The organism is Xanthomonas sp. NCPPB 3959 (assembly GCF_056675575.1).
Genome location: NZ_JBWWVR010000002.1, coordinates 67,076 through 78,067, shown reverse-complemented (window position 1 = coordinate 78,067; position 10,992 = coordinate 67,076). Strand labels below are relative to the sequence as shown.

The window sequence follows — 10,992 nt, the reverse complement described above, 5'->3', positions numbered from 1 at the left end:
GTTTCCGATGAACGAGTACCGCAGCAGTCTTGTGTTCGCTACCCCCGATCTTGCCTTGCGCGACGATGTGCGTCGGCTCGGTGCACTGGTCGGTGATCTGCTCGCCGAGCAGGTCTCTGCGGAATTCCTCGAAGAGATCGAACATGTCCGCACCACGGCGATTGCGCGGCGCGAGGGCGATGCACCGCCGTCCACGCTGAGCGAGCAACTGACCGGACGCGAGCCGCGCGAAGCCGAGTCGTTGGTGCGGGCCTTCAGCACTTATTTCCAGGTGGTCAACATCGCCGAGCGCGTGCATCGCATCCGCCGCCGCCGCGAGTACCAGCGCAGCAGTACCGACACCCCGCAGCCGGATGGCTTGCACGATGCATTGCGCCGGCTCAAGGCGCAGGGCGTGACGCTGGACGAACTCAGCGAATGGCTGCCGCGTATCGACGTGGAGCCGGTGTTCACCGCGCACCCCACCGAAGCGGTGCGGCGCGCGCTGCTGGAAAAAGAACAGCTGATGGTCGCCAGCCTGGTCGACAACCTGGATGGCATGCGCACGCCCAACGAGCGCGCCACCGATGCGGCGCGCTTCCGCATGGCCCTGACCGCCTCCTGGCAGACCGCCGATTCCTCGCCGGTGCGTCCCACCGTGGAAGACGAGCGCGAGCATGTGGGGTTCTATCTCACCCAGGTGCTGTATCGCGTGGTGCCGGTGATGTACGAAACCCTCGAACACGCCATCGAAGAAACCTACGGCAGCGTGCCGACCCTACCGCGCCTGCTGCGCTTCGGCACCTGGGTGGGCGGCGACATGGATGGCAATCCCAATGTGGATGCCACCACCATTGCCGGCACGCTGGATGCGCAGCGACGCGCGGTGCTGGATCGCTATCGAAACGAGCTGTGGCAACTGGCCAGCCTGCTCAGCCAGTCGACCACGCTGGTGGCAGTCAGTGCGGAATTGAGCGAGCAACTGGAGCGCTACCGCGCACTGCTGCCGGAGGACGCCGCACGCTCGCGCCCGCGCCATGGCGACATGCCGTACCGGCTGCTCAACGATCTGATGCGCGCGCGTCTGCAGGCCACGCTGGACGATGCCGAGGGCGCCTACACCGCACCGTCCGAGCTGGAACACGATCTGCAATTGATCCTGGACAGCCTGCAGGCCAACAAGGGGCTGCACGCCGGTTGGTTCGCGGTGCGCCGTCTGTTGTGGCGCGTGCGCACGTTCGGCTTCCATCTGGCCCGTCTGGATGTGCGCCAGGAATCGAGCGTGCATGCGCGTGCGGTGGCCGATGCATTGGGCCAGGCCGATTGGGACGACCAGGACGCCAAGCAGCGCGCTGCCTTGCTCGGCCCGTATGCCTCCGGCGAGCAGGTGCTGCCGCGCGTAGCCGACGAAGGCAATGCACGGCTGGATGCGGTGTTCGCCGCGCTCGCAGATGCACGCAGCCGCCACGGCGCCGATGCGCTGGGCAGCTACATCATCTCGATGGCGCACAACCGCGCCGACGTACTCACCGTGCTCGCGCTGGCGCGACGCGGGGGCCTGGTCGACGACGCCGGCGCCGTGCCGCTGGATATCGTGCCGCTGTTCGAAACCGTGGACGATCTGCGCGGCGGCACCGGCACCGTGCAGGATCTGCTCGCCGATCCGGTCTATCGCCAGCATCTGGCCGCGCGCGGCGATACGCAGATGGTGATGCTGGGCTATTCGGACAGCGGCAAGGACGGTGGCATCACCGCCTCGCGTTGGGGCCTGCAGCGCGCGCAGGTGGAATTGCTTGAAGCTGCTGCCGAGTTGGGCGTGCGGCTGACCTTCTTCCACGGCCGTGGCGGCTCGATCGCGCGTGGCGGCGGCAAGACCAGCCGCGCGCTGGATGCCGCACCGCGCGGTAGTGTCGATGGCCGCCTGCGCGTCACCGAGCAGGGCGAGGTGATCCATCGCAAGTACGGCATTCGTGCCTTGGCATTGCGCTCGCTGGAACAGATGACCGGCGCGGTGCTGCTCTCCAGCCTGCGCCCGCGTGCGCCCGAGCCGCGCGAGGATCGCTGGCGGCCGGTGATGGATCTGGTCGCCGAACAAAGCACCGTGGCGTATCGCGCGTTCGTTGGCGCGCCGGATTTCATGCAGTATTTCCGCCGCGCCACGCCGATCGACGTGATCGAACGCATGACCCTGGGTTCGCGCCCGTCGCGGCGCCTGGGCCAGGACGCGGCGTTGTCCAACCTGCGCGCGATTCCGTGGGTGTTCGCGTGGAGCCAGGCGCGTGCGGTGATCCCGGGCTGGTACGGCGTGGGCAGCGGCCTGCAGGCGGCAGTGGATGCGGGACATGAACAGACCTTGCGCGAGATGGCGCAGGACTGGCCGTTCTTCCGCACCTTTCTGGACGACGTGGCGATGGTGCTGTCGAAGGGCGATCTCAACATCGCCGAGCTGTTTTCGCGGCTGTCGGGTGAACTGCATGAGCGCTTTTTCCCGGGCATTCGCGACGAACTGGCGCTGACCAAGGGCTGGGTGAAGGCGTTGACGGGGCAGCAATCGCTGCTGCAGCACGACCCGCGGCTGGCCTTGTCGATCCGCCTGCGCAACCCCTACATCGACCCGATCAGCGTGTTGCAGGTGGATCTGCTGCAACGCTGGCGTGCCACCGATGGCGAAGACGACGAGCTGCTGCGCGCACTGGTCGCCTGCGTCAACGGCGTCTCGCAAGGCGTGCAGAACACCGGCTGATCCGGTCTGCTGCTCCGGCCGTCCGCTCCGACGGCCGGATCAGACCGTTGGTCGGAGAGGGTGCGGATTCGTCAAGCGGACTCTGGCGTTACCGGACAAATCTGTCCGATAATGCCGCCATGACGACTCCCCGCCCTGATGCCGCGCTGCGCCGCCGGCAGATACTCGATGCCGCCGACGAAGTGTTCAGCGAACACGGCGTCAATGCCCCGCTGGAACTGGTGGTCGAACGTGCCGGCCTTGGCCGCGCTACGCTGTATCGCAATTTTCCCGATCGGCTCGCGCTGATGACCGCGCTGATGACCCGCGGCCTGGACGGGCTGGAGCGGCTGGCCGCCGATCTGGGCGAGCGCCCGGACGGGCTGGCCGTGCTGCTGCACGACGTGGCCGAGCACATCGCCCAATCCGCACCGCTGGTGGATTTCTGGCGTTCGATCGAACGCGCGCACCCGGCCGTGGAAGCGGCCGACCGGCGTGTGGTGCGCATCTTCCTGCCGTTCGTGCATCGTGCCCGCGACGCCGGCCTGTGCCGCGCCGATGTCGACGACGAGCAGTTGCTGCTGGTGATCGACATGCTGGGCAGTTGCCTGCGTGGCAATGACGAATCCGAACGCAAACGGCTTGCCCATCGCTCGGCCGATCTGCTGATGCATGCGCTGGGCATGCAGGTGCCGGAAGGCGGCACCCGATGACACCGGCCACGCGGTCCCGCCTCGGTCGCTGGGCGCTGCGCGTGGCGCTGGTGCTGGCCGCGCTATGGGGTGGACTTGCGATCTACTTCGCGATCACTGGCAATGCGTTCGTGCGCGCGGCCTGGGTGGGCTCGTGGTGCGCGATGGCGCTGGCGGCGTTGTGGGGCCTGCGCCGTGGCCGCGAGAACTGGGCGTTGGTGGGCATCTTCAGTGCGGCGTTTGCGGTGCTGGCGGTGTCGTGGTGGATGATGCAGCCCAGCCAGGACCGCGACTGGGCCGACGATGTTGCACAGCGGCTGCAGCCCGAAGTGCACGGCAACATCGTCACATTGCGCAGCGTGCGCAATTTCGATTGGCAGAGCGAAACCGACTACCAGCCGCGTTGGGAAACCCGCCAGTACGATCTGGACCGTCTGGTCAGCGCAGATCTGGCGCTGTCGTACTGGATGGGGCCTGCCATTGCGCACACGCTGGTGTCGTTCGGCTTCGACGACGGCTCGCACGTGGTGTTCTCGCTGGAAATCCGCAAGGAACGCGGCGAGTCGTTTTCTGCATTGGGCGGGTTTTTCCGCAGCTTCGAAGAAACCCTGGTGGCCGCCGACGAGCGCGACATTCTGCGCGTGCGGACCAACGTGCGTGGCGAGGACATGTATCTGTATCGGCTGGCGATTCCCAAGGCCGGTCTGCGCCGCATGTTCATGGGTTATGTGCGCATGGCCAACGACTTGAATCGCGCCCCGGCGTTCTACAACACGCTCACCAGCAACTGCACCACGATTGTGTTTGCGCTGGCGCGGCAATTGCAGCCGACGCTGCCGCTGGATCATCGCCTGCTGCTGTCCGGCTACGTGGACGCATACGCCTACGATCATCAGGGCCTGCTGCCCGGCTACGATTTTGCCACCTTGAAGCAGCGCGGGCATTTCACCGCACGTGCGATCGCAGCCGATAAGGCGGCAGATTTCTCCGAGCGTATTCGTGTCGGCATGCCGCAGGCCCCGGCGCCTGCTGCCACCACGAGCGCACCCCGGTGACGTCGCGCCTGCGTGGACGCCGCACCGCTGCAGTGTTGGCGGGTGTGCTGGGCAGCCTGTTGCTGAGCGGCTGTGCCATGGTCACGGTGCAATCGCACAGCAGCGGCGACTACATCGCGCGTACACGCGGAGATGTGCTCAGCACCGGCGCGTTGAGCCAGGCCAGCAGCGAGACCCTGCAGGTGGCCGGGCTGCAACCCAAGGCCTGCCGCAGCGACCCGCTGCCCTGCCTGCAGCAACTCACCAGCGTGGCGGGCATCGGCGACGAGCGCCGTCTGGCAACGCAAGCCGAGCTATGGACCGCGCATGCGATTGCCTTGGGCGGGCGCGACCCGACAACGATGAGCGACGCAGCAGTCGACGCCTGGCTGGAAGCCGCGCGGCATGCGTACGCGTACCTGTTTTTCACCGATCGGGCGCCGAGTGCGCGTGCGTTTGAAAATCGCCAGACGCAGGTGCGCGACTATTACAACTACGCCGTGCAGCAGGTGATCGAACGCCTGTTCGCACGCGCGCAGCAGACCGGCCAGAGCGAGCGCGAACCGACCAGCATAGGCCGCTGGCAGGTCGGTATCGACATGTCTGCGTATCGGTTACCGGGCGGCGGCAACACGCCACGCGCAATCTTCGCCGCCTCGGCCTTGCGCTTCAACGGACTGCGCAGCACCTATCGGCGCGATGGCTTCGGTGCCGAGCTGGTGGCCGAAGTGGACCCGCAAGTGGTCGGCGATCCCGCCGGGCTGGCCTTGCAACAAGCCGCCACTGCAGTCGCATCGCCAGAGCGCCCGTTGCCCACTTTCAGCGAGATGCCGTACGCACCGGCCACGCTGCTGCTGCGTTTCGAAGGCGAGACGCTGGATGCCGTGCTACGCGGCAACATCGCCACTGTGGTGCCGTACGACCCGTATCGCCAGAACGAGGTGGTGCTGCATGGGCAGCGCGTGCCGCTGGCGGCCAACTTCACTGCCGCCTATGGCTTGTGGCTGGCCAAATCCGGTTTTGCCGCGCAGTCGTTGCGCTCGATGCTGGGCAGTGCGCGCGGCATCGATCGCCCGCATCTGTATCTGATGCAGCCCTACGATCCGGACCGACGCGTGCTGCTGATGCTGCACGGGCTGGCCAGCAGCCCGGAAGCCTGGGTCAATGTCGCCAACGAGGTGATGGGCGATGAAACGCTGCGCCAGCGCTATCAGATCTGGCAGGTGTATTACCCGACCAACGCGCCGGTGGCGGTCAACCGCGCAGAAATCCATGCATTGGTGGAGCGCAGCCTGCAGCACTTCGACCCGGCCGGCACTGCGATCGCATCGCACGATATGGTGTTGATCGGCCACAGCATGGGCGGGGTGATCGGGCGCTTGCTGGTGTCGTCTTCCGGCGACACGTTGTGGAATTCATTGCTGGAAAACTACCGGTTGGAAGGCGAGCGCGGCGCACGCGTGCGCGCGAAGTTGTCGCCGCTGCTGCATTTTTCGCCACTGCCGCAGGTCGACCGCGCCATCTTCATCGCCGCGCCGCATCGCGGCACGCCGTTGGCCGAAGGCGGGCTGGGGCGCTTTGTCGGCCGCCTGGTGCGTTTGCCGATCGCCTTGCTGGATCGCTTCGGCGATGTGCTGCAGGACTTGGCCAACAGCGAGCGTGACGGGCAGGGCGGCGATCCGCGACGCAAAGGCCGGCTGTTGCCGCCGACCAGCATCGACAACCTGCGCGATACCGACCCGTTCGTGCGCGCCAGCATGGACCTACCGATCTCCCCACAGGTGCATTACCACACCATCGTCGGGCGCGAAAAACCGCAGGTGCCGCTGGCCGATTCCGACGATGGTCTGGTGCCTTATCGCAGCGCACATTTGCAGGGCGCCGAGTCGGAACTGGTGGTGACCTCCTGGCATAGCGTGCAGGAAACGCCGCAGGCGATTCTGGAGATTCGCCGCATCCTGCATGCGCAGCTGCAGGCCGAGGAGGCGGGAAACACGAGTGCGCACGGCGCGCAAGGCGAGATACCGGCTGCACCCTCGGCAACGTTCTGAAAGCAAGCAGAATTGAAACGCCGTTGTTGTCAGCGAATGGTCGGTGCGCATGGTGTTGCGTTCAAGAAAACAGCCGGCCAACTCTCTGGTGAGGGCACCGCGCCCTTGACGCTGCGAGTTGGTTGCAGGGCCCTTGCTCGCCCACCATCGCAGGACACGCTGCAAGTACGTCCTTGTAAGCTCTTACGCGGCATCCATGCCGCGTAAGGTCCCGCGACGGTGGGCGGGCAAGGACCAGTCGAGAGTGTCGTTTTGCATGGTGCAAGCAATGCATGACGTGCGTGGTTTAGGTGACGGCGCGCCCGATCAGCTTCCAAGACAAGCCGAGAAATAGGCAGGCTTTCAACAAGGCAACCTATAACTGTCTGGTGCGGTGTCCTCGCCGATTGCGGGACCGTGTGGCGGCATGGATGCCGCCACCGAGCCCCCAGGGATGGGTTCACGGCGTGTCCCGCGAGCGGTGAGGGCACCGCGCCCTCGACGCTGCGAGTTGGCTGCAGGGCCCTTGCCCGCCCACCATCGCAGGACACGCCGCAAGTACGTCCGTGTAGGCTCTTACGCGGCATCCATGCCGCGTAAGGTCCCGCGACGGTGGGCGGGCAAGGGCTAGTCGAGATGGTCGATGTGCAGTGTTTTAAATAAGGCAACCAGCAGACTGGCTGACGCCGTGTCCTGTCCTCAATAAAGTAACCAGCAACCTGTCTGGTGCGGTGTCCTCGCCGATTGCGGGACCGTGTGGCGGCATGGATGCCGCTACCGAGCCTCCAGGGATGGATTCACGGCGTGTCCCGCGAGCGGTGAGGGCACCGCGCCCTCGACTAACTAGGCTTTTGACTGCATTCACCAAAAAATGGCCGACAAAATCACTGCACTCACGCCTGGCAGCCGCGCAGCGGTGTTGTTCGCCGTTCTTAGCGCATTGTTTACCAGCCTCATGCTATCAGGCGGTTCTCTAGAACACGCTCCAACAAGGAAGACTCGATGCGCAAGACGCTGTCGGCAGTGATCTGGGTGCCCTTGCTGCTGGCCGGTTGCGGCCGCGGCGAAGGTCAGAAGAGCGCGGCAGAGGTTGCGGGCGCAATGCCGCCGGCAGCGCAAACTGCAGCGCGTGCATCCGATGCGCCGCCGGCCACCAATGAGGCGGTGCCCGAGTTCCCGGCCATCCCGTTGATCGTGGTGCCGGACATCGCCGGCGTGACCCCGGCGCAACGCGCGCTGGAAGCCTCGCTGCAAGACATTCTCGACCCGATCGAAGGCGTCAGCGTTGCGCCGGCACGTTGCGGCGATGGCGGCACCTTGATCAACGATGCCGGCATCACCAGCGTCGATGCCAACGGCAATCTGCTGCGCAATGGCGACAACGGGCTGTTCGACCTCAAGGCCGACGGCAGCGGTACCGCCAACTTCGACGGCGGCCTGATCAGCGTCAACGCCGACGGCAGCGGCACCATCAATGCGAGCGGCGCCGGTGGCGACGATGCGATCATCCAGGTGCAGGCCAACGGTGCCGGCTCCTACAACGGCCCGGCCGGTCTGATCAGCCTGGACGCCAAGGGTGCGGGTACCTGGAACAGCAACAAGAGCGGCTTGGTCAACAATCACGGCGATGGCAGCGGCACCTGGAACGGTCCACGCGGCCTGATCACCATCAACGCCGACGGCTCGGGAACCTGGAACGGCCCGGATGGGTTGGTGCAGAACCGCGGCGATGGCACCGGCACCGTCGGCACGCCGCCGCGCGAGGTACGCATGCCGCCGCTGCCGAAGGTGCCGCCTGCCGGGCGCTTTCCGCTGCTGCAGAAATTCGCACCTCCCGGTGCGCCGTGCGGCTATCTGATCACTTTGAACGAACGCATCCTGTTCGACTTCGACAAGGCCGAGATCCGCCCCGATGCCGCGCGCGTACTCGACGTGCTGGCCGCGGCACTCGGCAAGGTCAGCACCAAGGACATGCAAGTGCGCGGGCATACCGATGCCAAGGGCAGCGACGCTTATAACCAGGCGCTGTCCGAGCGCCGCGCCGATGCGGTACTGGCCGCGTTACGCACACGCGGTGCCGCGCAGTCGGCCGGCGCACAGGGCTACGGCGAATCGCAGCCGGTAGCGCCGAATACGCTCAATGGACAGGACAACCCCGGCGGGCGACAACTCAATCGGCGTGTGGAAATCTTCCTGCGCACCTGAGTGCGAGCCGATCTGCGCGGCATCGCTCGCATGCAGACGCAGGATCATGCGATCCCGGACAGGTGACCCATTACGCACGCGGTTCGGGCGTGTGTCGATGGCTGATGCCGGCTCATCTGCATGTCATCGTGCCGCTGCCTTGTGCAGTGCGTCCTGACGACTGGTGTGTCGGGTTATCCACGCAAGGCAGCGCACCCTGCGGCGAGTCGTGGTTGGACAAGACTGATGCCGCACTTGGTGCCGCAACCGTGCGGCTGATTCCGGGGATCTATCGCCGCGTGGCGGCTGCCCGAATATTTGAGGAAGTCTCGCCAGGTGTCGTCTGCCTTGCATATTGGCACCGTACATTCCGCAATGACCAACGGGATGAACGCCAAGTATGTGTCCAGGCAAGCGATGAAAACGGGGCAGGGTGGTGAACAGACGCCCGCAGGCGATGACGGCAGCGACGCGCTGGGGATTGCGTCGTTGCCGTCGCGTGGGATCAATGCGCCGTTGCACGCAGGTGTCAGGCAACGCTCGAAGACAGTGCCTCGGCCACGCTGGCTGATGCCGGCACTTGCAGTTGGCATGTTGCTGCTGATCGCTTGCACGCCGCGGCCCCCTGCGCCGCCTGCAGTCATGCAGACCGCGCAATTGGAGCGCGTGGTTGTGGTGTTCCGACATGGTGTACGTGCGCCGTTGCAGGGCGAAGCCGCCGCCGCGCACTACGCAGACGCACCGTGGCCGCAGTGGTCCACCCCGGCCAGCCTGCTCACTGCGCACGGGCGCATCGGCGTGCAATTGAGCGGCGAGTATCTGCGCCAATGGCTGGCGCAGCACAAGGTGGTGCCGAGCAGCGGTTGCCCGGCGCCAGGCAGCGTGTCGATCTGGGCCAATACCGATCAACGCACCATCGACAGCGGCGCCTTGCTGGCCGAGGCGCTGGCACCCGGTTGCGGCATCGTGGCCGGGCACCGCGAGGCCGGCAGCAACGACCCGTTGTTTCGACCGATCGAAGCCGGCGAGGTTGCATTCGATGCCGTCGCAGCGGTCGCCTCGATCGAAAAGCAAACCGGTGGTCCTGCCGCTTTGCTGCAAGGGCATGCGGCCGAACTGCAGGCGATGCAGCAGATTCTTGGCTGCACCCGCACGCCCTGCGACTTTGCGCAGATGCCATCCACGCTGACGCCGTCTGCCAATGGCCGCGGCCTGGCCTTGGGTGGGCCGATCGATCTGACCTCCGGCACCGGCGAGGTCCTACTGCTGCAATACGCCGAAGGCCTGCCGCTGTCGCAGGTCGGCTGGGGCCGCGCCACGCCCGAGCGGCTGGCGCAGGTCTCGCGGCTGCATGCGCTGCTGTTCGACATCTACGCACGGCCGCACTACATGGCCGCGCGCTCGGGCGCACCGCTGGCGCGCGAAGTGCTGCAACGCTTCGGTGACGCGCAGGCGGCGAAGGTCTCGCTGTTCGTCGGCAGCGACACGCATATCGCCGCGTTGAGCAGTTTGCTGGGCGTGCACTTTCACTTGCCCGGCTACGGCGCGGATGATCCGCCGCCGGGCGGTGCGTTGGTGCTGGGCCTATGGCGCGAGCCGAGTGGGAAGCAGGTGGTGCGTGCGCAGTATCTGGCGCAATCGCTGGATCAACTGCGGACGCTGGCGCCGCTCAATCTGGAGCATCCGCCGTTGCAGCAGAAGTTGGCGCTTGGCGTTTGCACAGCAGAGCAACGTATGGCGTGCCCGTTGCCGGAGTTTACGCAGGCGCTCGAGAAACAGCTGCAGCTCGATCGGTAACCGTGCAGCAGCGATCTTTATCTCGAAAAAGGCGATCAGTGGCCGTTCCTTCTCCCACCGGGAGAAGGTGCCCCGCAGGGGCGGATGAGGGTACGTGCGAAGCCTGGCGTCATCGATTACTCAAGGAGGCTTCGCCCCGTACCCCTCATCCCAACCCCCGCTTCGCGCCCCGGCTCGCGCTTGCGGCGCGGGCGCTCCAAGGCATGCGCGCCAGTGGCGCGCAAGAAGTGCCTTCTCGCCCCGAGGGGAGAGGGGCGAGAAACACGGTCTTGCCCGGAAATGACACCACGTTCCTAATTGTCGCTGTCGCAAAGCAAAGCTAAAGGCTTTCAAGCGGCCTAATGCTTACTGATTCCGCAGGCGATGTTGTCGGTATCAATTCAACACGTTGCCATTCGACGCTGCTGCCATAGTGCCAGTCGTTGAACTATCACTTCGCCAGCGAAGTCCACGCTCCGAAGCTCGATCAGTTCAACCAGACCCCGCTTTTCTTTCAGTCGCCGACAATGATCGGTGGTGCTTGCACGCGTGCCGGGGTGGGACCTTACGCGGCA

Annotated in this window: 6 protein-coding genes; all 6 read left to right on the top strand. The window is 65.8% G+C overall.

The genetic code is table 11. The annotated features are described in order from the left end of the window. Positions 1-7: 7 nt before the first annotated feature. Entirely contained in the window at positions 8-2,722 is a 2,715-nt protein-coding gene (gene ppc, locus AC1KVG_RS03350; RefSeq protein WP_481093501.1) for a phosphoenolpyruvate carboxylase, read from the top strand. Positions 2,723-2,841: 119 nt separating this feature from the next. Continuing rightward, positions 2,842-3,414 (top strand): TetR/AcrR family transcriptional regulator, encoded by a 573-nt coding sequence (locus AC1KVG_RS03345; RefSeq protein WP_006450143.1) that lies wholly within the window; start codon positions 2,842-2,844, stop codon positions 3,412-3,414. Continuing rightward, complete coding sequence (locus AC1KVG_RS03340; protein WP_481093500.1) at positions 3,411-4,448, top strand: Lnb N-terminal periplasmic domain-containing protein; 1,038 nt, start codon at positions 3,411-3,413, stop codon at positions 4,446-4,448. Before AC1KVG_RS03345 ends, AC1KVG_RS03340 begins: the two co-directional genes overlap by 4 nt. A gap of 77 nt (positions 4,449-4,525) precedes the next feature. Next, positions 4,526-6,478, top strand: a complete 1,953-nt coding sequence (locus tag AC1KVG_RS03335; RefSeq protein WP_481093620.1) for an esterase/lipase family protein — start codon at positions 4,526-4,528, stop codon at positions 6,476-6,478. A 981-nt stretch (positions 6,479-7,459) separates the two neighbouring features. Then, positions 7,460-8,662 carry an OmpA family protein gene (locus tag AC1KVG_RS03330; protein WP_481093499.1) on the top strand — a complete coding sequence of 401 codons (1,203 nt, stop codon included), beginning with the start codon at positions 7,460-7,462 and terminating at the stop codon, positions 8,660-8,662. Between the two features lie 396 nt (positions 8,663-9,058). Further along, positions 9,059-10,438 (top strand): histidine-type phosphatase, encoded by a 1,380-nt coding sequence (locus AC1KVG_RS03325; RefSeq protein ID WP_481093619.1) that lies wholly within the window; start codon positions 9,059-9,061, stop codon positions 10,436-10,438. Positions 10,439-10,992 lie beyond the last annotated feature (554 nt).

What these genes read in the sequence shown, in the direction of transcription:
- ppc (WP_481093501.1), top strand. Translation starts at nt 8, where the DNA reads ATGAACGAGTACCGCAGCAGTCTTGTGTTCGCTACCCCCGATCTTGCC.
- AC1KVG_RS03345 (WP_006450143.1), top strand. Translation starts at nt 2,842, where the DNA reads ATGACGACTCCCCGCCCTGATGCCGCGCTGCGCCGCCGGCAGATACTC.
- AC1KVG_RS03340 (WP_481093500.1), top strand. Translation starts at nt 3,411, where the DNA reads ATGACACCGGCCACGCGGTCCCGCCTCGGTCGCTGGGCGCTGCGCGTG.
- AC1KVG_RS03335 (WP_481093620.1), top strand. Translation starts at nt 4,526, where the DNA reads ATGGTCACGGTGCAATCGCACAGCAGCGGCGACTACATCGCGCGTACA.
- AC1KVG_RS03330 (WP_481093499.1), top strand. Translation starts at nt 7,460, where the DNA reads ATGCGCAAGACGCTGTCGGCAGTGATCTGGGTGCCCTTGCTGCTGGCC.
- AC1KVG_RS03325 (WP_481093619.1), top strand. Translation starts at nt 9,059, where the DNA reads ATGAAAACGGGGCAGGGTGGTGAACAGACGCCCGCAGGCGATGACGGC.